This window comes from Gymnodinialimonas ulvae (genome assembly GCF_037543845.1).
Lineage (GTDB): Bacteria > Pseudomonadota > Alphaproteobacteria > Rhodobacterales > Rhodobacteraceae > Gymnodinialimonas > Gymnodinialimonas ulvae.
In genome coordinates, this window is sequence record NZ_JBBIFX010000001.1 from 1,366,142 (window position 1) to 1,391,610 (window position 25,469).

Genomic DNA, 25,469 nt, shown 5'->3' on the forward strand with positions numbered 1-25,469 from the left:
CGGAAGGCGCAAACCGCTCAAAACCTTGGGTAATTCTCTGCCTGTCACGATGCGCCCCTCCAACCGGGCAAACGCTAGCCCGCCCGCGCCCAAGCGGCAAGTCGTCGCCCTTGCCAATCGCCGCCCGTGGCCGCAGACTCGGCCCCAAAGACACGAGGAGAGACCCATGCCCGACGGTCAGACGCGCCACACCGGACCTTCCCTTGCCCCGTTCGACTGGGCCGACCCGTTCCACCTGCAAAGCCAACTCACCGAAGAAGAGCGCATGATCGCGGAAAGTGCGGCCACTTTCGCGCAGGACAAGTTGCTTCCGCGTGTGACCGACGCCTATCTCGACGAACATGTTTCGCCCGAGATTTTCGCCGAAATGGGCGAGATGGGCCTGCTCGGCACCACGATCCCCGACGCCTATGGCGGTCTTGGCGCGGGCTATGTCACCTATGGCCTTGTCGCGCGCGCGGTCGAGCAGGTCGACAGTGGTTACCGCTCCATGATGTCGGTGCAATCGTCGCTCGTGATGTATCCGATCCACGCCTACGGCACGGAAGAACAACGCCAAAAATACCTTCCCGGCCTCGCCGCTGGCACCAAGATCGGCTGTTTCGGTCTAACCGAACCGGACGCGGGCTCGGACCCTGCGGGCATGAAAACCACCGCCAAGAAGACCGACGACGGCTATGTCCTGAACGGCGCGAAGATGTGGATCTCCAACTCCCCAATCGCCGATGTGTTTGTTATCTGGGCCAAGTCCGAGGCCCATGGCGGCAAGATCCGCGGCTTTGTTCTTGAGAAAGGCATGAAAGGTCTCTCTGCCCCGAAGATCGGCGGCAAGCTCAGCCTCCGCGCCTCTGTCACCGGCGAGATTGTGATGGACACTGTCGAGGTCGGCGAAGACGCGCTTCTGCCCGGGGTCGAAGGCCTGAAAGGTCCGTTCGGCTGCCTAAACCGCGCCCGCTACGGCATTGCATGGGGCACGATGGGCGCGGCCGAGGATTGCTGGCACCGCGCCCGGCAATACGGCCTGGATCGCACGCAATTCGGTCGCCCCCTGGCGCAAACGCAGCTGTTCCAGAAGAAGCTCGCAGACATGCAGACTGAGATCACCCTTGGCCTGCAAGCCGCCCTGCGCGTCGGTCGCCTGATGGATGACGGGGCCGCAGCACCCGAGATGATCAGCCTGATCAAACGCAACAATTGCGGTAAGGCCTTGGACATCGCCCGCCAAGCCCGCGACATGCACGGCGGCAATGGGATCATGGCCGAATACCACGTCATGCGCCATGCGCAGAACTTGGAGACGGTCAACACATACGAGGGCACGCACGATGTGCACGCCCTGATCCTGGGACGGGCGCAAACCGGGCTTCAGGCGTTTTTCTAAACCCCGCCAGCGCCGCAGATTTGATGGGCATCAAGGCGCGCAGGCGTCATCCGTGTTATACTCCGTGCACACAAGCCGAGGAGGATAGCAGATGTCAGATCCCAAATTCGAAGTGACCCGCGAAGGCCCAAACAGCTTGCGTATCGCCATCTCGGGTCGCATTGACGCGGCCTTGATGGAGGTCGCCCTGCAACAGATGTCGACCGAGATGGAGGGCATGGCCCACGGCGATGTGCTGATGATCGACGAGGGTGCGGAATGGCCGACGCTTGGCGCGATCGGGGTCGAATTACGCCACTGGCCGCAGATGATGGCCATGCTGCACCAGCTCGACCGCGCGGCACTCGTCAGCCACAATCAACTGTTCCGCAGCGCGGCCACCCTCGAAAGCGCCCTGATCCCCGGCTACGAGATCCGCAACTTCAATGACGAGGCCAGCGCCCGCGCCTGGCTCAAGACCGGCGCCGACCCCGCTTAGGAGCGGGCCTCGGGCACACGCGGCTGGGGCGGACTGGGTTGCGGATTGGATTTCGGAGGGGTCGGCACCGACACATGCGTGGCCGCAACGCCATCGCCTTGAGCGCCCTTGTCGCCCGCCTCTGCCGCAGTCTTTGCCTCCGGTGCCGATTCGGCTTGACGCACTGCCGCGTTTTGCGGTTCCGGCGCGGGCAGGGCGAGGGCTTCGTCGGCGAATTGCTCCGGCTCCTCCAACTCGATGCGCCCCGTCGCCGGGTCGAGCGTCACCTTCGGCTTGACGGCCAACGTGTCAATCAACGCATTCAGGTCGGTTGTGAGCCGCTTGAACTGCTCCCGATCCGTCTCCGGCACGGCTTCCGGCGTTTTCTTTCCGCCAAACAGGAATTTGAACATATCTCACCTCGCGAGCTTCTTCGCCCATGCTCTAACTGATGCGGCAGTGCAGCAAAACCCAATTGGTGCGGGGAATTCCGATCGGCAAGGCCCCGCTTGGCATCGCCCCGCGAACCGGGCAAAAGGGCATGAACCGGGGAGAGCACAGTGAAAATCGCGACTTTCAACATCAACGGCGTCAAGGCGCGCATCGGCGCGCTGAGCGATTGGCTCGACGAGGCCCAACCCGACGTGGCTCTTCTGCAAGAGATCAAATCCGTCGACGAAGGCTTCCCGCGCGAGATGTTCGAGGACAAGGGATACAACGTCGAAACCCATGGCCAGAAGGGCTTCAACGGCGTCGCGATCCTGTCGAAACTGCCCCTTGAGGACGTCACCCGCGGCCTGCCCGGTGACGACAGCGATGAACAGGCCCGCTGGATCGAGGCCACCGTGATGGGCGACACAACGCCCGTCCGCCTCTGCGGCCTTTACCTGCCCAACGGCAACCCTGCCCCGGGCCCAAAATACGACTACAAACTGGCCTGGATGGACCGCCTGCACGCCCACGCCCAGACCCTTCTGGCCCAGGAAACGCCGCTGGTGATGGCGGGCGACTACAACATCATCCCCCAAGACGAAGACGCCGCCCGCCCCGAAGTCTGGCAAGAAGACGCGCTGGCCCGCCCCGACAGCCGCGCCGCCTTCCGCCGCCTCCTGTCCCTTGGCTTCACCGAAGCCTTCCGCGCCCGCAACCAAGCCCCCGGCATGTATTCCTTCTGGGATTACCAAGCCGGCGCATGGGACCGCAACGACGGCATCCGCATCGACCACCACCTGCTCTCGCCCGAAGCCGCCGACCTCCTGCGTGACTGCTGGATCGAAAAGGACGTCCGCGGCCGCGAAAAGCCCTCTGATCATGTCCCGGTGTGGATTGACCTGGCGGCGTGAGGGCATCACAAAAGCGGCCCGTCATGTGGATCAACCGTGCCCCACGGCGCTGGCGTGGTGTGGCACATACATTGAAAAACCATAATACGGGTTATGGGTCGATACGGGTGTGTTAAATTTTAGCCCTATTCTCGTGTCTCTTAATGGCTATTGATCGGTTTGTAATGGGTATTGGATCTGACAATAAATCGTCATTTCTTTCTCGGCTTGTGCTCCAGGCCGTCGCAACTTTCGCGGCGGTTCTGGCAAGCGCGGCGTCTGGTTTTGGACAAGACATTAGCCCAGACACCGCCGCGCCGATCGCATGTGGACCCGAGCAATGCCTTGTTCCGCTTGAGGCTTTGACCCATCAAGACGATATGCCTTTTGTATTCTCGAACAAGATCATGGACGAAGAACACCCTAGATGGGACCAATTCCGCAGGCCAATTCTACGCCATCCCGACGCGCGAAGTTGCCTTCTTGATGAAGCCGTTCAGGGAGACGTGGTCGATCTCCTCGCTGTCGACTGGAGTCAATTTGGCTCTTCTCCCTCATTTGTTCGTTTCCACAGAATTTTCTCGACGCTTGATCAAGCGGCTTTAATACTTGGATGGATTGAAGCAGTTGGCATGCAGCACGGAGGGATTGTGGAGTGGGGCGGTATCACCCTTGCGCGGGACGAACTGCCGCCGCGATCTTTCGCGATTTATGCGGCATGGTCGCGCGAACAATATTATGAACATCGACCGACCATCTTGAATTCCCTCTTTGACTGGGGGGCGCTCACGAGCTGGGGACCATATGTGTACCTTTATTCTGATGGGACATTTCACTCGGTCTCAGTCAATGGTCGCTCCACCTGGAATTGAGCGGGTACTATGACTTCTCGGTTTCCCATGTGCGTGCGGGAACTAACATAACGCCCGTTCTTCGCTGAGGCTCCCCCCCAACGGGACGGCGGGAGGGGCGATGGCCCAAAGGCCGAGCGTCTCCCCGCCAACCGCAAAACCCTCACAACCCGTTCAACGGCACCTTCAACACAGGCCGCCCTTCCCCATCCGTCGGAATATCCCCCGCCCGCATATTCACCTGCAACGACGGAATGATCAGCTTCGGCATCGCCAGCGTCGCATCCCGCTCCTCACGCAGCCGGATGAACTCTTCGCGCGACGTGCCCCCCGCCAAATGGATATTCCGCTCGCGCTCCTCGGCCACAGACGTCTCCCACGCAATCGCGCGCCCGCCGGGGCCGTAATCGTGGCAGATAAACAACCGCGTCTCGTCGGGCAGGCTCAACACCTTCTGAATCGAGTCGTACAACTCCCCCGCATCCCCGCCCGGGAAATCGCACCGCGCCGATCCGCCGTCGGGCATGAACAACGTGTCCCCCACGAACGCCGCGTTGCCCGCCACATGGACCATGCAGGCCGGCGTATGGCCGGGCGTGGCCATCGCAAAACACGTCATCGCGCCCACCTCGTAGGTGTCGCCATCGCGGAACAGGGCGTCGAATTGCGAGCCGTCGCGCTGGAACTCGGTGCCCTCATTGAAGACCTTGCCGAAAACCTCCTGCACCTCGACGATCTTTTCGCCGATCCCGATCTTGCCGCCCAATTCCTGCTGAATATACGGCGCCGCAGACAGGTGATCGGCATGCACATGGGTCTCGATCACCCAAGCCACCTCAAGCCCGTGTTCACGCACAAAGGCGATGATCTCATCGGCACTTCCATGTGTGATCCGCCCCGCCGAATAGTCGATATCAAGCACCGTATCGATCACCGCGCAGGCCGGGCCATCGGGTTCCTGCACCACGTAGGAAATCGTGTTGGTGGCCTCGTCGAAAAAGCCCGTCACTTTGGGCCGCACGCCCATATCAACCGGATAATCCATCTCACCCTCCCTCAAACTGACGCCCGCCGCGCAATAAGGCCCGGACCCAGACGCGCAGCCATGATACCCGCCACAAGCGCCCCGGTGAAGAGCCACACCGACGCATCGAACGCCCCCAACACCGGAAGCGCACCGCCGGGGCAGAAACCTGCAATGCCCCAGCCGATGCCGAACACCGCCGAGCCGCCCACCAGGCGACGGTCGATCTGGCGCGCCAGCGGCAGGTGAAAGGCGGTGTCGAACAGGGGCCTGTCCTTGGGCAGAACCAAGCGGTAGCCGACCAATGTAACCGCCAACGCGCCACCCATCACGAAGATCAGGCTCGGGTCCCACGTCCCCGCGATGTCGAAGAAATTCACTACCTTGGCCGGGTTGCCCATGCCTGAGATGACGATTCCAAGGCCAAACAGCGCCCCGATCAAAAAGATCAAAACCAACCGCATGGGTTACCCTCCCACCACGTGGCGCACGACATAGACCGTCGCGAAACACGCCACCATGAACACCGCCGTCGCCGCGATCGACCGGGTCGAGATCCGCGCGATCCCGCAGACCCCGTGGCCCGACGTGCAGCCGCCGCCGAAGGTCACGCCAACCCCCACCAGAAAGCCGCCGATCAACAGCATCGGCGTGCTGACCGGCACCGTGATCTCGGGCCAGCCGCCCGTCGCCACAAGATAGAGCGCCGGCGCGCTCACCATGCCCGCGATCATCACCCACCGCCACGTCGCGTCCGCACGGCTGGCCGGTATCAACGCGCCCGCCAAAATCCCCGTCGCGCCCATGACGCGCCCGGCCACCAACATCAGCAACACCGCCGCCAGCCCGATCATCGCGCCGCCCGCCAGCGACGCCCAAGGCGTGAACTCCGTTTCCATCGCGCACCTCCTGCGTTTCAACTCTGCCCACATATCGGGCGTTGCCCCGGCTGGACAATCCCGACGTCGCACCAATACTCTGCGGTGTCGGCAACGACTGACACCTGCGCCCCATACGGGGACCAACCGGGAGAAGACCATGAAACATCGTATCGCCGTGCTCGGCACGGCCCTTCTGGCCACCACCGCCCTGACGGCCACCACCCTGAACGCCGAGACCCTGCGGTGGGCGCGCGCCGCCGAGGCGCTGACGCTTGATCCGCATTCGCAAAACGAGGGCCCGACCACGACCCTCATGCACCAGGTGTATGAACCGCTTGTCCTCAACGACATGTCGGGCGCCATGGTGCCGACGCTTGCCACCTCGTGGGAGCCGTCCGCTGACAATCCCAACGTCTGGGTCTTCCAGATCCGCGAAGGCGTGACCTTCCACGGCGGCGAGGCGTTCGATGCCTCCGACGTCGTGTTCTCGCTCAACCGCGCGATGCAGGAGACCTCGAACTTCAAGGAGCTGCTGTCGGGCGTGGTCGACGTCCGTGCCGTGGGCGATTACACGGTCGAGGTCGAAACCGACGGCCCCAACCCGCTTTTGCCCAACAACCTCACCAACATCATGATGATGGACGAAGGCTGGTCGACCGAAAACGGGTCCGCCGAAGTGCAGGATTACGCAAGCGGTGAAGACACCTTCGCCGCGCGCAACGTCAACGGCACCGGGCCGTTCACGCTGGAAAGCCGCACGCCCGATACCGAAACCGTGCTGAGCCAGAATGTTACCTACTGGGGCATGGATGAATATCCGATGGATATCACCCGGATTGAATTCACCCCGATCCAGAACCCCGCCACCCGGCTCGCGGCCTTCCTCGGCGGCGAAGTGGACTTCATCCAGGATGTGCCGGTGCAGGACCTTGAACGGGTCGAAGCCGCCGATGGCATCGGGCTTCTGTCGGGCCCGCAAAACCGCGTGATCTTCTTCGGAATGAACGTGGGCGACGCCGACCTGACGCTTGATGATGTCGAGGGCGAAAACCCCCTCGCAAACCCGCTGGTGCGGCAGGCGATGAACATGGCGATCAACCGCGAAGCCATCCAGCAGGTGGTGATGCGCGGCCAATCCGCCCCCGCCGGTGTCCTCTCGCCCCCGCCCGTCAACGGCTGGACCGCCGAGCTCGATGAATACCCCGCCTATGATGTCGCCGCCGCCCAGGCGCTGATGGCCGAGGCAGGCTATCCCGACGGCTTCACAATCCAGCTCGACTGCCCCAACGACCGCTACGTCAATGACGAGGCGATCTGTCAGGCCGCCGTCGGCATGTTCGCGCAACTGGGTATCAACGTGAACCTCTCGGCCCTGCCCCGCGCGCAGCATTTCCCGCTGATCGCCAACCTCGAGACCGACTTCTACCTCCTGGGTTGGGGCGTTCCGACCTATGATGCAGAATATATCTTCAACTTCCTCTACCATGGCCGCGCCGAAGGCCGCGGGTCGTGGAACGGCACGCGCTTCGACAATCCGGAGATGAACGAGATGATCGTCTCGCTCACCTCCAACACCGATCTCGACGCCCGCAACCAGACCATCGCCGAGCTTTTCGCGATGGCCGAGGAAGAGCTGATCTACCTGCCGATCCACAACCAGATCCTCAACTGGGGCATCTCGGACACGTGGTCGGCCGAGGTCGACGCCGACGATCAGGTCCTGTTCAAGTATTTCGAACTGAACTGAGGCATTCGGCTTTCCGCGAAGCCTTGATCTGACACATCCCCACGGCCCGGCGGTTCCCATCGCCGGGCCGTCTTCATGGGCCCCTTCGAAATCGTGACGGCGCGTCGCGTTTGACACCGGTGACACGGCTCGCGCTCTGCGTGTATGGTTCTTCAAAACGCAACCGATGGGCGTGCCCGCCCCCTCATTCCGACCCCTCAACCGGCGCACCAAACCCGCATCCCAGAAAGGGACACCCCCGTGAACAAGACCGCCGTCGCGACCTATAGCGAGATACCCGACCGCTCCCCGCAATATGCCCTGGTCGGCGAAGTCGATCTCGTCGTCGTGCGCTTCGATGACGAGGTCTCGGTCTTCTACGGGCGCTGCCTGCATCGCGGTGCCTTGATGTCGGACGGCTTCGTGCGTGGCAAAGACCTGATCTGCGGGGTGCATGATTGGGATTACCGCCTCGATACCGGCGTTTCGGCCTATGCCAACGAAGAGGTACTGCCGAAATTCACCGCCTGGGTCGAGGACGACAAGATCCTCGTCGATGCCGATGAGATCGCCGCCTGGGCCGATGACAATCCGCAACCCTTTGACCGCGACGCCTATCTCGGGCTTTACGCCGACACCTCCCACGGCACGGCCGAAGAACCCGCCAACGCCCTGATTCAGCAATACGCCCGCGACGGTCTGTCGAAAACCGGCCATCACGGCGTCATCGACAGCATGGGCGTGCCGCGCGATGACCTGCCCACATGGGACGATATCCAGATCCTGACCGCGCAACTGGCCCGCCCGCCAATGCTGGAAGATGTCGCGGTCGGCACCGATGTCGTGATCGGGCCCAACGCGCAAAAACCCCTGCGTCTTAAGATCCCGCTTTTCGTGTCCGACATGTCCTTCGGCGCCCTGTCCCAGCCTGCAAAGATCGCGCTGGCGCGGGGTGCGGAGCTTTCGGGCACCGGTATCTGTTCCGGCGAAGGCGGCATGCTGCCCGAAGAACAAGCCGCCAACAGCCGCTATTTCTACGAACTCGCCTCCGCCCGGTTCGGCTTCGGCTGGGACAAGCTCGACCGGGTGCAGGCGTTCCACTTCAAGGGCGGCCAAGGGGCCAAGACCGGCACCGGCGGTCACCTGCCCGGCCACAAGAACACCGGCAAGATCTCCGAAGTGCGCGACATCCCCGAAGGCGAAGATGCCATCTCGCCCGCGCGGTTTCCCGAATGGACCTCACCCACGCAGATCAAGGCCTTCGCCGACGAGGTACGCGACCGAACGGGCGGCATTCCCATCGGCTACAAACTCTCCGCTCAACATGTCGAACGCGACATCGACGCGGCCCTTGAGGTCGGCGTGGATTACATCATCCTCGACGGGCGCGGCGGGGGCACCGGGGCCGCCCCGTTGATTTTCCGCGATAATATCTCCACCCCGACCATCCCCGCGCTGGCCCGCGCGCGCCGCCACCTCGACACACTCGGGCGCGACGATGTCACTTTGGTCATCACCGGGGGGCTGCGCACGCCCGCCGATTTCGTCAAGGCGCTGGCCCTCGGCGCGGATGCCATCGCGCTGTCGAATTCCGCCATGCAGGCCATCGGCTGCCTTGCCATGCGCGCCTGTCACACCAACAATTGCCCCGTCGGCATCGCCAGCACAAAGCCGCATCTGGCCAACCGCCTGGTGATCGAGAAATCCGCCCGCCAGCTGGCCAATTTCTTCGACGCCAGTGTCGAGCTGATGCAGGTCATGGCGCGGGCGTGCGGGCACGACCACCTGCGCGGCTTCACCCTTGATGACCTCACGACATGGAAGAAAGACATGGCTGATCTGTCCGGTGTGGCCTACGGGGGCGTAAGGTGAGCGCCGGCGCGATCATAATGGCCGCGCAGATCTACACCCTGATCGGCGCGGGCGTGGCCGCCCTCTTCCTAACGATCGGCATGGACCGCATCGACGAAGACGCGCGCGGGGCATATGCGTTTCGCCCGCTCCTGATCCCTGCGGTCCTGCTCATCTGGCCCTTGGTCATCTGGCGTTGGCTGCGCGAGGAAACCGGCACTGCCCGTTGGCAAGCGCGCCATTCCCCGCCACGCGCGGCCCATGGCGTCGCCGCTGTGCTGATGGCGCTGGTCGTGATTGTCACGCTGGCCACCGCCTTGACCATCCGTCAGACTTGGCCCGCCGACATTGCCCCGGTTCAACTCACCGCCCCGGAGCCCGCGCAATGAGCGTCAAATACACACCCGTTCAATGGAACCCGTCGAAATATTGGTATGACGCGGTCATGTTGGTGGGCATCGTCGGCTTCCTGTGGGTCTTCATCTACGCGGCACCCGGCGCGCTGAACCATGAATTTCCGATCAATGCACCTATCCGCAACGCCCGCGCTTTCGGGGCCTGCGCCTTTGTGATGCTGACCGTGATCCTGTGTATCGGGCCGTTGGCGCGGCTTGATCGGCGGTTCCTGCCGCTGCTCTACAACCGCCGCCATTTTGGCGTGATGACCGCCGCCGTCGCGCTCAGCCACGCCTATTTCGTGCTTGGCTGGTACTTTTCCTTCCGCCAGGGCACCACCCAGTGGGAGGCCGTGCTGTCGTCGAACACAAGCTACGGCCAAGTGCTCGGTTTCCCGTTCGAAGCGTTGGGCATCTTCGCCCTGATCTGCCTACTGCTTCTGGCCGTCACCAGCCATGATTTCTGGCTCAAGTTCCTGACGCCGCCGGTGTGGAAGGCCCTACATTTCCTGATCTATCCGGCCTATGCCGCCGTCGTGGGCCATGTCGCGCTTGGCGCGTTCCAATCGCGCGGCAACGACACGCTCGCCGTGATCTTCACCGCAGGCGCCCTGCTGGTCGCGGCGCTCCACGTCCTGGCCGCCCTGCGCGAACGGCACGCCGCCCCGGCCACCACCGCCGCCGCGTGGGTCGAAGTCGGCCCCGCCGCCGACATCGGCGAAGGCCGCGCCAAAATCGCGATCCTGCCCGGCGGTGACCGCGTCGCCGTGTTCCGCCACGAAGGCATGCTCTCGGCCATTTCCAACGCCTGCGCCCATCAAAACGGGCCGCTCGGCGAGGGCCGCATTCTCGATTGCCTCGTCACCTGCCCATGGCACGGCTTTCAATACGATGTCCGCACAGGCCGCTCGCCCGCGCCGTTCACCGAAACCGTTCCGACCTACCGGGTGAAGCTCGACGGCGGCACGGTCTTCGTTGATCCCACGCCCAATGCTCCCGGCACCCCCGTTGACCCTCTGCCAGCCCCAAACCCGGAGGTCCTGCCATGACCGCCCCCAAAGACGACACGCCGTTTTTCGTCGGCTACCTGGCCACCCCGCCCGGCCTGCGCCTGTTCCTCACCGCGACGTGCCTTGCCCTGATGCTTGGTGCGGCGGGCCTCGCCTATGCCGTCGCGGTGACGCAGGATGATCCCGGCGATGGCCGCCTGCGCTTCGACTTCGGCCCGCAGACCGTCATGGGCGTTCTCGAACTCACCCCTGCCCCCATTCTCCACGTCACCCAAGGCACCGACGCGATCCCCGTCGGGCACACGCTTATGTTGTCGGGTCAGGGCAAGAACGGCGCCGTGGACCGCGCGCGCGCGCTTGAAGGGCAACTGGTCTCGGCCACCGGCATCCTTCTGCAACGCGGTAATCTGGACATGCTGCAACTCAATGGCGGCAACAATTTCCGCGCCGCCGACGATCAACCCGCGACCCTGCCCGACATCCCCGAGCCCGAGCCTCTTGGCCGCTGGCAGATCACCGGTGAGATTTGCGACGGCAAGTGTCAGGCAGGCGCCATGCGCCCGGGCAATGGCATCGCGCACCGTGCCTGCGCCAACCTGTGCCTCGTTGGCGGCGTGCCGCCGGTTTTCGTCTCGACCCAACCCGTCGATGGCGAGGGTTTTCTGCTGATCACCGGCGCGGGCGACGACGTCCTGCCGCCCGCGCTGTTCGATTACGTCGGCCTTTACGTGACCCTCGAAGGCGATGTGGCGCGCCACGGCGATCTGCTGGTGCTGAGCGTGGATACCGACACAGTGGTGCTGGCCCAATGATCCCCCAAATAATCCGCCGCGTGCTCTTCCTCGGGCTGTCCGCGCTCACGGCGGCGTTCTTCTACTATATCTCGCGCTTTTATGACCTGCGCCTGTGGGACCGCGACGGCCTCTTCGGGTTTGAAGCGCTCCGGCCCCAGGGCGGCCTGCTTGCCCGCTGGTTGCGCGGCACCGACGCCGCCCCGTTCGAGCTGCTGATCTGGGTGGCGGCACTCTTCGTCACCCTCACCTTCCTGCAAAAACTCTTCGACGCGCTGAGCCCAAAGGACGATGACCATGACTGACGGCACCCTCGACTGGATCCGCGTCGCCGACATCTCCGAAATCCCCGAGGGCCGCGTCAAAACCGTCACCGCGCGCACCACCTTCCTGTGCCTGTCGCATTTCGATGGCCAATGGGCCGCGATGGACAACCATTGCCCGCACCAGGGCGGCCCCTTGGGCGAAGGCACGATCGAACGCGGCATCGACGACAAATGCTGGATCCGCTGCCCCTGGCATGGCTGGGATTTCGACCCGCTGACCGGCGCACCTCCGGGCGGGCACGAAGACACCGGGCAGGCCACCTACCCCGTCGAATTGCGGGACGGACAGGTCTTCGTCGGCCTGACGCCCGAGCCACCCCACACCCGCACCGTGACCGATGCGATGACTGAGACGTTGGTCAACTGGGGCGTCAAACGCGTCTTCGGCATGGTCGGCCATTCCAACCTCGGGCTCGCCGATGCGATCCGGCGACAAACGCTCACGGGCGACATGGCTTACATCGGCATCCGTCACGAAGGCGCCGCCGCCTTCGCCGCGTCGGCCTACGGCAAACTGACCGGCAAGCCCGCCGCGTGCCTCGCCATCGCGGGGCCGGGGGCCACCAACCTTCTGACCGGCCTGTGGGACGCCAAGGTCGACCGCGCACCCGTGCTCGCGCTCACCGGACAGGTGCAGACGCAGGTTTTCGGCCCCGGCGCGTTTCAGGACATCGACCTGAAATCCGCCTTCGACGCCGTCACCCGCTTTTCGCAGCCGGTGCTCTCGACCTCCAACCATGCCGAGCTGGCCACCCTCGCCGTCAAAACCGCCCTGATCGAACGCGACGTGGCCCACCTCATCTTCCCCGACGACGTGCAAACCCAACCCAGCGACGCGCCCGCCGGAACGCCCGCGGGCCGGATCGGCGCGCCCGTGGTCAAACCCGGCGACTCCGATGTTGCCGCCGTCCTCGACCTGATTGCCGCCGCCAAACGCCCGCTCATCATCATGGGCCACGGCGCGTGGGACGCGAAAGATCCCATCATCGCGCTGGCCGAAATCTTGGGCGCGCCGGTCGTGACTACGTTCAAGGGCAAGGGCCTGATCCCCGACAGCCATCCCAATGCCGCCGGTGTCCTGGGCCGCTCCGGTACGCCTATCGCCAGCTGGTTCATGAATGAATGCGACCTGCAAATCGTGCTTGGCGCGTCGTTCTCCAACCACACCGGCGTGGACCGGGGCAAACCCACGATCCAGGTCGATTTCGAGCGGATGCAGCTTGGCAAATTCCACCCCGTCACCCTGCCGGTCTGGGCCGAGATCGGCGCCTTCTGCGACGCCATCGCCCCCGCCGTCCGCCGCCACCCCGAGGCCGCCGATCAGATCACCGATGTCGCCGACCGCTGGCGCATGTGGCGCGCCGAAAAGCAGACCCGCCTCACTGAAGAGGGCACCAACGGTGTCCATTCCGCCGCCATTTTCGAGGCCCTCTCGCGCGTCGCCCCTGCCGATGCCCTGATCGCGGTCGATGTCGGCAACAACGCCTATTCGTTCGGCCGCTATTTCGAGACCAAGGGTCAGCACGTGATGATGTCGGGCTATCTGGGCTCCATCGGTTTCGCCCTGCCCGCCGCCATGGGTGCGTGGTCCGCGACGCAGGATTTCGATTATCTGCGCGGGCGCAAGGTCATCTCGATCTCCGGCGACGGCGGCTTGGGCCAATACGCGATGGAGCTGACCACGCTTGTGAAATACGGCATGGATGTCACCCATGTGCTGTTGCACAACGACGAGCTTGGCAAGATTTCCAAGGAACAGCGCGCCGGTGAATGGCCGGTGTGGGAAACCTCGCTGGTCAACCCCTCCTTCGCCGCATTTGCCCGGCTTTGCGGCGCCCATGGGGCCAAGGTCACCACGGGCGCGGATGTCGAAGCCGCCCTGATCGAGGCGCTTGCCATCGATGGCCCCGCGCTGGTTGAGATCATGACCGACGCGGAATTGGTGTAACTCCCCCACCTGGTCCCCCACGCGCCTTTTGCGCGGACCTTGATCCATCTCAAGGCCCTCCGGTCGCGCCTCTGCCATACTTGCAGGCGCAACCAATTGCGCGCGCAACCCCAGGAGGACACCCCATGTTCAAGACCATCATCGCCCCTGTCGACGGCTCCGACCCGGCCAAACACGCGCTCACCAAAGCTTGCGAATTGGCCAAGCTTTTCGGGTCCGAATTGCACCTTGTGCACACGCCGCAGATCGACACCACCATCGTCGCGGTGGGCTATTCCGTCGTTGAATTGCCCCTGAGCCAGGCCAAGATCGAAGAGGCCGGGGCCAAGGTCATGGAAGACGCCGTGGCCCAAGCGACGCAGGCCGGTGTCGCCCCCGCAAGCACCACCACCATGGCCGGTGATCCCACCGAAACCATCCTGCACATCGCCAAGCTCAACGATGCCGATCTGATCGTGATGGGTCGGCGCGGCCTTGGCTCGGTCGCAAGCCTGTTTCTCGGCTCGGTCAGCCAAAAGGTCGGGCATGGTGCGACATGCTCGGTGCTGACGGTGCACTGAGCGGTGCTTCCGACCCGCGCGCGGCTCACGAACCCGTGAGGCCCCGCGCGCGGGCCGGGTGAAAGAGTTAAAAATGTGTAAAGAAAATTGTCTTTATGTATTTTTTCAGAAGCTTATAGATTTGTGCACGCGTGCACAACTCGACGTCAGGCGCTCAAATCCGCGCCAGTCTCCCCCCGTGACTTCCCCAATCCCCCTGCTATGCTCGCCCCCAAGCGGCGGCCGGGCCGTGTCAAAAAATGAACCTCCGGGGAGAGATTTTATGAACCGCTATATCGTCGCCAGCGCCCTTGCGTTGGCCACCGCCTTGCCTGTGCAGGCCGAAACCTTCCGGTGGGCCGCCACCACCGATCCGCAAACCATGGACCCCCACGCCGTCAGTTCCGCGCCGGTTCTGGGCTTTCTGAACAACGTCTATGAGGGCCTCGTGCGCCGCGGCCGCGACATGGCCATCGAAGGCGCGCTGGCGACAAGCTGGGAGCCGCTGCCCGATGGCGCGGGCTGGCGCTTCAACCTGCGCGAGGGCGTGACGTTCCATGGCGGCGAAGCCTTCACCGCCGAAGACGTCCGCTTCTCCTACGAGCGCGCAAGTTCAGAGGACAGCGACGTGGCCAGCTGGTTCGCGCCGGTCTCCGACGTGGTCGTCGTCGACGAGTTCACCGTCGATATCCTGACCTCCTCGCCGCAGCCGATCTTCCCCGACAGCATCGCCAACTGGATGATCATGGACAGTGGATGGGCCGCCGACAACGGCGCCGAGCGCCCGGCCCGCGACGCCGAGAATTACGCCACCCGCAACGTCAACGGCACCGGCGCCTTCCAGCTCGCAAGCCGCCAGCCCGATCTTGAAACCGTGCTGGTGCCGTTCGACGGCTGGTGGGGCGAGGTCGAGCACAACGTGACCGAGGCCGTGTTCACCCCGATCCAGAACTCCGCCACCGCCGTCGCCGCGCTTCTGTCAGGCGACATCGACCTGATCGACCCGGTCCCGGTGCAGGACGCGGCCCGCGTCAACGAGTCCGACGGCGTCTATGTGCTCGACGGGATCGAAGCGCGTGTGATCATGTTGGGCTTCGCCCATGACCACGACACGCTGCAAAACGGCGGTGAAAACATCTTCGCGGATGTTCGTGTCCGCCAGGCCGTGGCACATGCCGTGAACGTGCCCGCGATCCTGCAGGCGATCATGGGAGGCAATGCCGAAGAGGCGAGCCAGCTCGTCTCCCCCGCAATGCGCGGCTATTCCGAGGCCAACGCCGAGCGCCCGGCCTATGACCTCGACCGCGCGCGCGCTCTGATCGCCGAGGCGGGCGCGGATGGCGCGGAATTCACCCTGTCCTGCCCCAACGACCGCTACCTCAACGACGAAGCCGTCTGTCAAGCCATCGTCGCGATGCTGGCGCAGGTCGGCCTGACGGCAACGCTCGATGCGATGCCGGTCTCGAATTACTGGCCCGAACTGCGGGAAGACAATTTCGACATGTATCTTCTGGGCTGGTCGCCCGGCACTTTTGATGCCGAACACCCGATCCGCTTCCTCGTCCACACCAATGGCGAACGTCTGGGCACCTGGAACTTCGGCGGCTATTCCAACCCGCGCATCGACGAGATGCTGCCGATGATCCAATCCGAGATCGACGACAGCGCCCGTCAGGCAATGCTCGATGAAGCGGCGTCAATCATCCAGGACGACATGGTTTACGTTCCGATGTATGTCCAGCCGCTACTCTGGGGCGTGCGCGACGGGATCGAGCTGACCCAGCGGCCCGACAACTTCTTCATCCTGCGTTGGGTGAATGTCGGCGCCGAGAACTGATCTGGCGCGCCCTGCTCCAGCGGTCGGGATCCCTTTACGGGTGCGAGGGGGCAAGACCCCCCTCGCGCGCCCCAATCCTCTAAAGGGGGGCCTGCCCCCTTGAGCGGGGTTTTCTGCGGAAAACCCCGCTCACCCCCGGAGAATTTCGGAAACAAGGAAGCAGGCGCGAGAGGATACGGCACAGCCCGGCCTCGCCCATCTGTTGCGCGCCAGACGCATTTGACAGCGCAGGGTTGCATCGTGCGGCAAATTTCGTCCCCAACGCGTCGCGACGATGGTGTCGCGCCTTGACCCTTCCACAGTGAGGCCGCACAACCGACCCATGCTCAGCTTCATCCTGCGTCGCGTCTTCCAATCCCTGCTCGTCCTTCTTGTCGTGGGACTCGTGGCCTTTGCCATGTTCCGCTTCGTGGGCGATCCGATTGACACGATGCTCGGGCAGGAGCGTACGATGCAGGACATCGAACGCCTGCGCGAGCAGCTGGGTCTGAACAAGCCGTTCTTCGTGCAATATTGGGATTTCCTGGTGCGCGCCGTGCAAGGCGATCTGGGGATATCTTACCGGCAGGGTCGGCCCGTCGCCGAGATCATTGCCGAACGCCTGCCCGCGACGCTTGAGCTTGCGATGATCTCGGGGGCGCTGGCGCTGATCTTCGGGATAGGCCTGGGCATTTTCACCGCCATCCGCCGCGAGGGCGTGACCGCCAATTTCATCATGACCGTCAGCTTGATCGGCGTCTCGCTGCCCACCTTCCTGATCGGTGTGCTGCTGATCTACGGCTTCGGCGTCGGGCTCGACATTCGCATCCCCTTCACCGACACGATGATCAACACCGGTGGCATGCCCACCTTCGGGCGCGGCGATACCGTTGATCTGGGCTGGTGGACCACCGGGTTCGCGACCTGGGACGGGGTGCAAAGCATCATCTTGCCCGCGATCACGCTTGGCCTTTATCAAATGACGCTGATCATGCGGCTGGTGCGCGCCGAGATGCTCGAAGTGCTGCGCGCCGACTACATCCGCTTCGCCCGCGCCCGGGGCCTCGGCGACCGCGCGATCAACTTTCGCCACGCGCTCAAGAACACCATGGTGCCGGTGATCACCGTCACCGGCCTGCAGCTCGGCTCGATCATCGCCTTCGCGATCATCACCGAAACCGTGTTCCAATGGCCGGGCGTCGGGCTTCTTTTCATCAACGCGATTCAGTTCGTCGATATCCCCGTCATGGCCGCGTACCTGATGCTGATCTCGGTCATGTTCGTGGCGATCAACCTGATCGTGGACCTGCTTTACGTGTTCATCGATCCGCGTCTGAGGGTAAGCTGATGACAGATACACCAGACGACATTCCAGCGATCCCCCAGGCCCGCGCGCAGTCGCGCTTCGCACGCGCCTGGGACAGCGACGTGGGCTACGCCTTCCGGCATTCGCCCGTTGCGATGATCTCGGCCGTCGTCACGCTCGTGCTGATCCTGGCGGCCGTGTTCGCGCCGCTCATCGCCCCGCACGATCCGTTCAACCCGGCCACCCTGAACCTGATGAACGGCCTGACCCCGCCCGGCACCCCCTCCGTCTTCACCGGGGAAAGCTTCATCCTGGGCACCGATGACCAGGGCCGCGATGTGTTCTCCACCATCCTTTACGGGATGCGCGTGTCGCTGTTTGTGGGATTTGCCGCCGTGACCTTCGCGCTGGTTCTGGGCGTCACACTTGGCCTGATCGCGGCCTATGTCGGCGGCTGGACCGAGACGATCATCATGCGCATCGCCGATATCCAGCTGACCTTTCCCTCGATCCTGGTCGCCATGCTGATCTTCGGGATCGCGAAGGGGATCACACCCATCGAATACAGAGACCAAGTGGCGATTGCCGTCCTTATCCTCGCCATCGGCCTGTCGGATTGGGTGCAGTTTGCCCGCGTCGTGCGCGGCGCCACGCTGGTCGAAAAGAACAAGGAATACGTGCAGGCCGCGCGCCTGATCGGGCGCTCGCCGTTCACGATCATGGCGCGCCACATCCTGCCGAATGTCCTGTCGCCCGTACTGGTGATCGCAACGATCTCACTGGCACTCGCCATCATCGCTGAGGCCACTTTGTCATTCCTGGGCGTCGGCGCACCGCCCACCGAGCCCTCGCTCGGCACGCTGATCCGCATCGGCCAGACATTCCTGTTCTCGGGCAATTGGTGGATCCTCGTGTTCCCGGCCGCGACCCTGCTGGTGCTGGCACTGTCGGTGAACCTGCTGGGGGATTGGCTGCGCGACGCGCTTAATCCGAGGCTGCGGTGATGCAAGAGTTCAACATCCTCCTGATGCTTTTCGTTGGCACCTCACTTGGACCGTCCGCAGCGCTCGCGCACTACATCGCGGAACGGCGCGGCCTGTGCGAGACATGGCGCTATGCCGTCCTGTCCATGACAACGGTGGTAGCAACCATATCTGCCAACTTGTTTTGGCCGGAGGACGGCTGACATGCCCCTTCTCGAGATCGAAAACCTCACCGTCGAATTCCCGACCCGCCGTCAGGTCTTTACCGCCGTGAAATCCGCTCATCTCAGCGTCGAACCCGGCCAAATCCACGGCCTTGTCGGCGAATCCGGCGCGGGCAAATCGACCATCGGGGCCGCTGTGATGGGCCTTCTGGATCGCCCCGGTCGCATCGCGGGCGGGATCATCCGCTATAAGGGCGAAGAAATCTCGGGCCTCGATGCCGACGCCATGCGCGGCCTCCGGGGCAAGAAGATCTCCATGATCTTCCAGGACCCGCTGACCTCGCTCAATCCGCTTTTCACCGTGCGCCAACAACTGGTCGAGACGATATCCGAACATCTCGACGTGTCCGACGCGGAGGCCAACCAGCGCGCCCGCGACCTGATCGACCGCGTCGGGATCCCCGACCCCGAAACGCGCCTTGACCAATACCCGCACCAATTCTCCGGCGGGATGCGGCAGCGCGTGGTGATCGCGCTGGCGCTGTGCTCGGAGCCCGACGTCATTATCGCGGATGAGCCCACCACCGCGCTGGACGTCTCGATCCAGGCGCAGATCCTCGACCTGATCAAGGAGCTGACCCGCGAGCGGCAGGTCGGCGTGATCCTGATCACCCACGACATGGGCGTAATCGCCGATACGACCGACAAGGTCACCGTCATGTATATGGGCGAAGTGGTGGAATCCGGCGCGACCAAGCAAGTGTTGGGCGAGCCGAACCACCCCTACACCAAAAGCCTCATCGCCGCCGTGCCACGGCCCACCCGCAAGCTGCATCGCTTTCCTTTGATCTCCTACGGCGGGCGCGTCACGGAATTCGCCATCGAAGACCTCAAGCGTAATTGGCCGCGGACCAAGGTCGACCGCTCAAAGGCACTGGTTGAGGCACGTGGGCTGACCAAGACCTTCCTGCAAAGACGCGCGATCCTGCCCCGCAACCGTCAGTTTTTCACCGCCGTCGATCAGGCGCGCTTCGATATCAAGGAAGGCGAAGTCTTTGGCCTGGTCGGGGAATCCGGCTCGGGCAAATCCACCATCGCGCGGATGATCGCGGGGCTCTACAGGGTCGATGGCGGCGAGGTCTGGTTCGACGGCGCACAGGTCGCCCCCGCCCCCGGCGGCGTGCCCGATGCCTATCGCAAGCAGATCCAGATGATCTTCCAGGACCCCTATTCCTCGCTCAACCCGCGCATGCGCGTCGATGAAATCGTGGCCGAACCCGCCGCCCATCACGGGCTTCTGGCGGGTCAGGCGTTGAAGGATCGGGTTGGCGAATTGCTCGACCGCGTGGGCCTTGGCGCGGACGCCGGCCTGAAGTACCCGCATGAATTTTCCGGCGGTCAGCGGCAGCGCATCTCGATCGCGCGCGCGCTCGCCACGCAGCCCCGTTTCCTGATCTGTGATGAGCCGACCTCCGCCCTCGACGTGTCGATCCAGGCGCAGATCCTCAACATCCTCAAGGATTTGCAGGAACACCTTGGGCTGACCATGCTGTTCATCTCCCACGACCTTCCCGTCGTGCGGCAAATGTGCGATCGGGTCGGCGTGATGAAGAACGGCGAGTTGGTCGAAGTCGCCGAGACCGAGGCGCTGTTTGCCGACCCGCAACATCCCTACACGCAGAGCCTTCTGTCGCTGATGCCGCGTCTGGATGGGCTGAGCGACGAAGGGCTGGCGGTGGCGTAAGGCCCGGATTTTCCGCCGCCTGCAACGCGCGACCTGCCGGGGGATTTCATCCCCGTCGTCCATTGGGCTTGAACCGATGCCGAACCGATGGAAGAGCGGACCCGCCGCGCTCAGAACCGCAGGAGGAGGGTCACAATTTCATAGGGCCGCAGTGGCAATTCCACGCGCCTGTCCTTCATCTCAAGCGCCGTGCCGCCCTCTTCCAACAGACCCACGCGCGCCACCTCGCTCACCGCCCCACCAAATGTCAGCGCAACCGGGCCGCGCGTGGCATGGGCCTCAAACAGCCGAACGATCACGCCGTCGCCGTCTTCTGCCGGTTTCACCGTCTCGATCACCGCGCGCCCAGACGAACAGCGCACCAACGGCTCAACCGCATCGCCCTGCCCGCCACCGCCACCCGAGAACACCCGCGGCGGGTAGTTCAGCGCATAGGCCTCTGCCCGCACGTCAACCCGCGTGTTGCCCAGATGCGGCAGCAGCGCATAGGTGAAGCGATGCGCGCCCTGATCCGCGCCGCTGTCGGGCATCGTCGCCGATTTGATCAACGACAGGCGCAGCACATCATCGCGCACGTCATAGCCATATTTGCAATCGTTGAGCAGCGCGACACCGTAGTCGCCCTCGCTCAGATCGGCCCATTTCTGCGCCGGAACCTCGAATTGTGCCGCATCCCACGAGGTGTTGCGATGGGTGGGCCGGTCGATCTGACCCCATTGGATATCGAAGATCGCGCGGCTGGCGCGGATATCCACCGGGAATGCCGCCTTCAGCAGCAGATGCGTTTCGTGCCAATCGACATCGGTCTCGAAATCCACCCGGGCGGAGCCGCGGCGCAGCACAATCCGCTGCGTGATGCGGCTTTGGCGGAATGCGCGCTCGACCTCAACCACCGCGCGCAGGGGGCCGGTTTCGACCACCTTGATCCGGGTCAGACCGCCGACCACTTCGCCGCGATCCTCAAAGAAGATATCGATGTCCCAAGCGTCCCAGCTTACGGGGCGGTCTTCGAACAATTCCAATCGGTTACCGAACGTACCCGGCTTCAAGACTTCGCGCCGGGCGCGCTTGTCAAATAGCCGGGTGATCATCCCGTGATCGCCGATCTCGACCCGCAGAAGCTCGTTTTCCATCACCGCGCCTGCGTCCTCGGTATAGGCCTGCGCGCCTGACACCTCGGCCCCCGCCGCCGCGTGTTCCAACGCGCGCGCCGCCAAAGGCACGCCCTCGGGCAGTTCCACCAACACACCGTCCGCCACCACCTGCGCCGGCAGGGCCATGCCGTCCTCCGCCGCCGGGCCGTCCAGCACCACCTGCCGTCGGCCCGCAAGCGGCGCCCCGTCCAGCACCAGCCAATCCGCGCCCTCGGGCATCAACGCGGAACCGGCGCGCGCCAACGCGCCCTCCGCCGCGCCCATGATCCAGTCGAAATCGGCCCGCGCGTCCTCGAACACCACGCCGATTGACGTACCCGTCAGGATATCGTGGAACTGGTTCGTGCACAGCCGTTGCCACACCGCCGTCAGATCCTCGGGCGCATGGCCGCGTTCCATCGCCAGCGCCATCGCCAGCTCTGCGTCATGCAGCGCCACCTCCGCCTTGCGATTGGCGCGTTTGATCCACCCTTGCGAGGTCAGCACCCCGCGATGCCCCTCAAGGTAGAACTCCCCCTGCCACACAGGCAACCGATGCGCCTTGTCCTCCAGGGCTTCGAAAAACGCCCGCACGGTCGACGGCGTCAATCGCGGCGCGCCCGGCATGGCCGACCAGACCTTGGCCTTGCGGATCAACTCATCCGTCGGCCCGCCGCCGCCATCGCCAAAGCCGTAGCAGATCAACAGATCGCACACCCGGTCCTTGACCGTCGAGCGCGTCCACGTCCCCACGACCTCCTCCGCCGTCAGGTCGCTTTTGTAGTTCGTCGGGAACGGCAGGTGCTGCACCTCGCGCGGGGTGGTCAGGAATTGCGCCATCACGCGACTGCCGTCTATGCCTTCCCACAGCGTCGTGGAGGCGGGCATCTGGTTGTATTGGTTCCAGTTTACCTTGTTCGTCACGAACCACCTGAGTCCTGCCTGCACCATCAATTGCGGCAGGCATCCCGGAAATCCGAACGTGTCGGGCAGCCAAAGAACCGGCGTCTCCGCCCCCTCCCCGAAAGCTGCATCGCAATACCGCCGCGCCAAGGCGATCTGCCGGACCAGTGCTTCGGGCCCCGGCATATTGGCATCGGGCTCCACCCACATGCCGCCCAGAACCTCCCACCGGCCCTCCGCCACACGCGCCTTGATGCCATCGAAAATCTTCGGGTAATCCTGCGCGGTCCAATCGTAGAGTTGCGGCTGGCTATGGCTGAAGCGAAACTCTGGGTGCTTCTCCATCAGCCGCAGCACATTGGAATAGGTCCGCGCGTTCTTTTGCCGGATCTGCGCGATGGGCCAGAGGTAGGCGACATCCATATGCGCATGGCCCGCCGCATGCAGGTCAATGTCCAGTGATGGCCCGGCTTTTTCGAGGCCCTCCAACAGCTTTGCCGTGGCGGGCGCGACCGAGCGGCGGAAATCCTCACCCATCGGATCGCGCGTATCAAGCGCCAGGAACGCCTGATCAAGTGCTGTGAGGATCGCGTGTTTCTCGGGCCGGTTGTCGTTCAATTCCGAACACAGATCGAGCGCGACCTCCGCCGTGGATTGAAACGTCTCAAGCGCCCGGTCGATCTCGATCACACTGCATTCCTGCATCAAAAGCTGCGTGCGGTTGCTCGGATCGGGCGGCCACCCGGTCAGGCCCGTCCAGCCGTGGATCAGCAGATCATGGGGCAATCCATCGGCAAATTGTTCGGGGATCTCGATCGTGTGGTGATAGCGATCGGCCGAGGCAATTGCCGCTCCGTCGATGTACAAAAGCCCCTCGGGATGGGTGAAAATATCGCCCGCCACCCCCATCGGCAAATGCAGCGCCGGATGCTTCCAGCCTTTCGGCACCGTGAACCGCGAGCGCAGCACGAAGTGCAGGTCCTGCCCGCCCCAATAGGCGTTCCAATCCAGCGTCACGCCCCGTCCGTCGCAGGCAAAAACCGACAGGTCGGGCCGCGCCACCGCGTCGGGCAAGGTCTCCAAAACGAACCGGTCAATCGGCGCCCGCCGCGCGGCGACCATTGGCGCAATAAGGCGCAGCCGCTGCGCGACCTTCTCGGCCGTCAATCGCATCCGATGCGACGGCATCCTATCCCTGCCTCAACGTGAACCCGGGGATGTCGCCGCGATAAACCGTCTCGGGCGTGCCGCCGATCTCGGCCAGCTTGTCCAACGCCGCGCGCGCATCCCCTGCATCGCCCCAATCGCGGTCCAGATCCGGCCAGGGGATCGAATCGATCAACAGCCGCGTATACGCATGCTGCGGATCGCCGATCACCTCCGTCGGCGGCCCCGCCTCGACCACATGGCCGTGGTACAAAACCATCACGTAGTCGCTCACGTGATAGGCCGTGGCGAGGTCATGGGTGATGTAGATGATCGAAATCCCGTGCTTGTCCTTGAGGTCATGGATATTGGCCAGGATCGTTGCGCGCAGGCTGGCATCCACCATCGAAACCGGCTCATCCGCGATCAACAATTTCGGGCTGAGCATCAAGGCGCGGGCCACAATCAGCCGCTGCCTCTGCCCGCCCGAAAGCTGGTGCGGATAGCGGCCCAGAACCAGGCCCGGATCAAGGCCCACCGCCTCGCAGGCCTCCCTCATCGCCGCATCAACATCGCCTTGCATCCCAAAGTTTTCAAACGGAAATTTCAACGCGTGGTTGACCCGGTAAAACGGGTTGAAACAGGCGTAGGGGTCTTGGAACACCGCCTGCACCTGCTTGCGAAACTCCAGCCGTTCGGCAGCATTCATCGCGTTGATATCGTCGCCCTTGAACCGCACCTGCCCGCCCGTGGGGTCGTTGAACCCCAGCATCAGCGAGCCCATCGTCGATTTGCCCGACCCCGATTGCCCGACAATGGAAATGATCTTGGGCTCTTCGCCATCCAACGCGAAACTCATCGGATGCAACGCCGTGACCGAGCCGTAGACCTTGCTCACCCCGTCCAGCTCCAGAAGCGGCACATCCAGCGCTTCGCCCTTCGGCGGCGCCGCCTGTGCCTGCAGGAAACTCTCGCCGCCCACCAGCGGCACCGAGGAAATCAGCTCCCGCGTGTAAGGGTGCGTCGCGTCCTCGATGATCTTGCGCACCGGCCCGAATTCCACCAGAACTCCCTTCTTCAAGACCGCGATATCATCCACCGATTGCGCCATCAGACCCATGTCATGGCCAATCAAGATCAGCCCCGCACCGATCTTCGCCTGCATCTCGCGCAGTGTCTGCATCACATGGCGCTGCGTGATCACGTCAAGCGCGCTCGTCGGCTCGTCCGCAATAATCAGATCCGGCGTCAGGCAGGTGCCGATCGCAATACACACCCGCTGCTTCATGCCGCCGCTCAACTCATGCGGATAGAGCCGCCCGACCACGCGCGGATCGAGACCAACACCGTTCAACGCCGCATCCGACCGCGCCTGCAACGCGGCCTGCTCCATCGCGCCCTCATGGGCCACGACCGCATCCCAGATCTGCGCTTCCACCCGCATCACCGGGTTTAGCGAATTCATCGCGCCCTGCGGAATGTAGCTGATCTTGCGCAGCCGCACGCGCCGCATCCCCTCCTCGTCGAGGTGCAGGACGTTGGTGTCGCCGTCGAGAGAGTTCAGATGCACCTCGCCCGATGCCACGAACCCCGGATTGGCCAGCATCCGCATCGCCGCCAGCGCGGTGGTCGTCTTGCCCGACCCGCTTTCGCCGATGAACCCGATCCGGCGACCCTTCTCCACGGAAAGCGTCACGTCGGTCACCGCATGAACCACCCCCTTCGAAGTCGGAAAATCGATGTGAATGTTCTTGATGTCGAGGATGCTCATC

Annotated in this window: 23 protein-coding genes; 17 read left to right on the forward strand and 6 right to left on the reverse strand. The window is 63.8% G+C overall.

What is annotated here, in order from left to right; genetic code table 11:
* The first annotated feature begins 166 nt into the window (after positions 1-166).
* A complete protein-coding gene (locus tag V8J83_RS06525; RefSeq protein ID WP_339984684.1) occupies positions 167-1,381 on the forward strand; it encodes an acyl-CoA dehydrogenase in 1,215 nt (404 codons plus the stop codon).
* A gap of 91 nt (positions 1,382-1,472) precedes the next feature.
* A complete protein-coding gene (locus V8J83_RS06530) occupies positions 1,473-1,859 on the forward strand; it encodes a SpoIIAA family protein (RefSeq protein ID WP_339984686.1) in 387 nt (128 codons plus the stop codon).
* Here the strand turns inward: V8J83_RS06530 and V8J83_RS06535 are convergent.
* Positions 1,856-2,251 (reverse strand): hypothetical protein, encoded by a 396-nt coding sequence (locus tag V8J83_RS06535; RefSeq protein ID WP_339984688.1) that lies wholly within the window; start codon positions 2,249-2,251, stop codon positions 1,856-1,858. The genes V8J83_RS06530 and V8J83_RS06535 overlap by 4 nt on opposite strands.
* Before the next feature lie 147 nt (positions 2,252-2,398).
* On the opposite strand from V8J83_RS06535, the gene xth reads away from it, so the two are divergent.
* The gene (xth, locus tag V8J83_RS06540) at positions 2,399-3,181 is read left to right on the forward strand and encodes an exodeoxyribonuclease III (protein ID WP_339984690.1); all 783 of its coding nucleotides are present in this window, start codon (positions 2,399-2,401) and stop codon (positions 3,179-3,181) included.
* 143 nt (positions 3,182-3,324) lie between these two features.
* Positions 3,325-4,032, forward strand: coding sequence for a hypothetical protein (locus V8J83_RS06545; RefSeq protein ID WP_339984692.1), 708 nt, complete (start codon positions 3,325-3,327; stop codon positions 4,030-4,032).
* Between the two features lie 142 nt (positions 4,033-4,174).
* Here the strand turns inward: V8J83_RS06545 and V8J83_RS06550 are convergent, their stop codons facing one another.
* Genes V8J83_RS06550 through V8J83_RS06560 form a run of 3 tightly spaced genes read right to left on the reverse strand, consistent with a single transcriptional unit; the run spans position 4,175 to position 5,934 of the window.
* Complete coding sequence (locus V8J83_RS06550; protein WP_339984694.1) at positions 4,175-5,056, reverse strand: MBL fold metallo-hydrolase; 882 nt, start codon at positions 5,054-5,056, stop codon at positions 4,175-4,177.
* A gap of 11 nt (positions 5,057-5,067) precedes the next feature.
* A complete protein-coding gene (locus V8J83_RS06555; RefSeq protein WP_339984696.1) occupies positions 5,068-5,499 on the reverse strand; it encodes a DUF6691 family protein in 432 nt (143 codons plus the stop codon).
* Positions 5,500-5,502: 3 nt separating this feature from the next.
* Positions 5,503-5,934 carry a YeeE/YedE family protein gene (locus V8J83_RS06560; RefSeq protein ID WP_439649754.1) on the reverse strand — a complete coding sequence of 144 codons (432 nt, stop codon included), beginning with the start codon at positions 5,932-5,934 and terminating at the stop codon, positions 5,503-5,505.
* Positions 5,935-6,073: 139 nt separating this feature from the next.
* Between V8J83_RS06560 and V8J83_RS06565 the strand changes: the two genes are divergently transcribed.
* From V8J83_RS06565 to V8J83_RS06625, 13 genes are all read left to right on the forward strand, one after another.
* On the forward strand, positions 6,074-7,663 hold the full coding sequence (locus V8J83_RS06565; protein ID WP_339984700.1) for an ABC transporter substrate-binding protein: 1,590 nt from the start codon (positions 6,074-6,076) through the stop codon (positions 7,661-7,663).
* 240 nt (positions 7,664-7,903) lie between these two features.
* On the forward strand, positions 7,904-9,514 hold the full coding sequence (locus V8J83_RS06570; RefSeq protein WP_339984702.1) for a glutamate synthase-related protein: 1,611 nt from the start codon (positions 7,904-7,906) through the stop codon (positions 9,512-9,514).
* Positions 9,511-9,882 (forward strand): hypothetical protein, encoded by a 372-nt coding sequence (locus V8J83_RS06575; RefSeq protein WP_339984704.1) that lies wholly within the window; start codon positions 9,511-9,513, stop codon positions 9,880-9,882. Before V8J83_RS06570 ends, V8J83_RS06575 begins: the two co-directional genes overlap by 4 nt.
* The gene (locus tag V8J83_RS06580) at positions 9,879-10,937 is read left to right on the forward strand and encodes a Rieske 2Fe-2S domain-containing protein (RefSeq protein WP_339984706.1); all 1,059 of its coding nucleotides are present in this window, start codon (positions 9,879-9,881) and stop codon (positions 10,935-10,937) included. The genes V8J83_RS06575 and V8J83_RS06580 overlap by 4 nt, the downstream gene beginning before the upstream one ends.
* On the forward strand, positions 10,934-11,710 hold the full coding sequence (locus V8J83_RS06585; RefSeq protein WP_339984708.1) for a hypothetical protein: 777 nt from the start codon (positions 10,934-10,936) through the stop codon (positions 11,708-11,710). The genes V8J83_RS06580 and V8J83_RS06585 overlap by 4 nt, the downstream gene beginning before the upstream one ends.
* Entirely contained in the window at positions 11,707-11,994 is a 288-nt protein-coding gene (locus V8J83_RS06590; RefSeq protein ID WP_339984710.1) for a hypothetical protein, read from the forward strand. The genes V8J83_RS06585 and V8J83_RS06590 overlap by 4 nt, the downstream gene beginning before the upstream one ends.
* Positions 11,987-13,963: a thiamine pyrophosphate-binding protein gene (locus V8J83_RS06595; protein ID WP_339984712.1), complete on the forward strand. Its 1,977-nt coding sequence runs from the start codon at positions 11,987-11,989 to the stop codon at positions 13,961-13,963. Before V8J83_RS06590 ends, V8J83_RS06595 begins: the two co-directional genes overlap by 8 nt.
* A 125-nt stretch (positions 13,964-14,088) precedes the next feature.
* Entirely contained in the window at positions 14,089-14,523 is a 435-nt protein-coding gene (locus V8J83_RS06600) for a universal stress protein (RefSeq protein WP_339984714.1), read from the forward strand.
* 262 nt (positions 14,524-14,785) lie between these two features.
* Complete coding sequence (locus V8J83_RS06605) at positions 14,786-16,339, forward strand: ABC transporter substrate-binding protein (RefSeq protein ID WP_339984715.1); 1,554 nt, start codon at positions 14,786-14,788, stop codon at positions 16,337-16,339.
* Positions 16,340-16,661: 322 nt separating this feature from the next.
* Positions 16,662-17,666 (forward strand): ABC transporter permease, encoded by a 1,005-nt coding sequence (locus tag V8J83_RS06610; protein WP_339984717.1) that lies wholly within the window; start codon positions 16,662-16,664, stop codon positions 17,664-17,666.
* Positions 17,666-18,628 carry an ABC transporter permease gene (locus V8J83_RS06615; protein WP_339984719.1) on the forward strand — a complete coding sequence of 321 codons (963 nt, stop codon included), beginning with the start codon at positions 17,666-17,668 and terminating at the stop codon, positions 18,626-18,628. The genes V8J83_RS06610 and V8J83_RS06615 overlap by 1 nt, the downstream gene beginning before the upstream one ends.
* Positions 18,628-18,810, forward strand: a complete 183-nt coding sequence (locus V8J83_RS06620) for a hypothetical protein (RefSeq protein ID WP_339984721.1) — start codon at positions 18,628-18,630, stop codon at positions 18,808-18,810. Before V8J83_RS06615 ends, V8J83_RS06620 begins: the two co-directional genes overlap by 1 nt.
* A 1-nt stretch (position 18,811) precedes the next feature.
* Positions 18,812-20,515, forward strand: coding sequence for an ABC transporter ATP-binding protein (locus V8J83_RS06625; protein WP_339984723.1), 1,704 nt, complete (start codon positions 18,812-18,814; stop codon positions 20,513-20,515).
* 110 nt (positions 20,516-20,625) lie between these two features.
* Here V8J83_RS06625 and V8J83_RS06630 read toward each other — a convergent pair whose 3' ends face one another.
* Positions 20,626-23,724, reverse strand: coding sequence for an alpha-mannosidase (locus V8J83_RS06630; RefSeq protein WP_339984725.1), 3,099 nt, complete (start codon positions 23,722-23,724; stop codon positions 20,626-20,628).
* 16 nt (positions 23,725-23,740) lie between these two features.
* On the reverse strand, positions 23,741-25,468 hold the full coding sequence (locus V8J83_RS06635; RefSeq protein ID WP_339984727.1) for an ABC transporter ATP-binding protein: 1,728 nt from the start codon (positions 25,466-25,468) through the stop codon (positions 23,741-23,743).
* Between the last annotated feature and the right edge of the window lies 1 nt (position 25,469).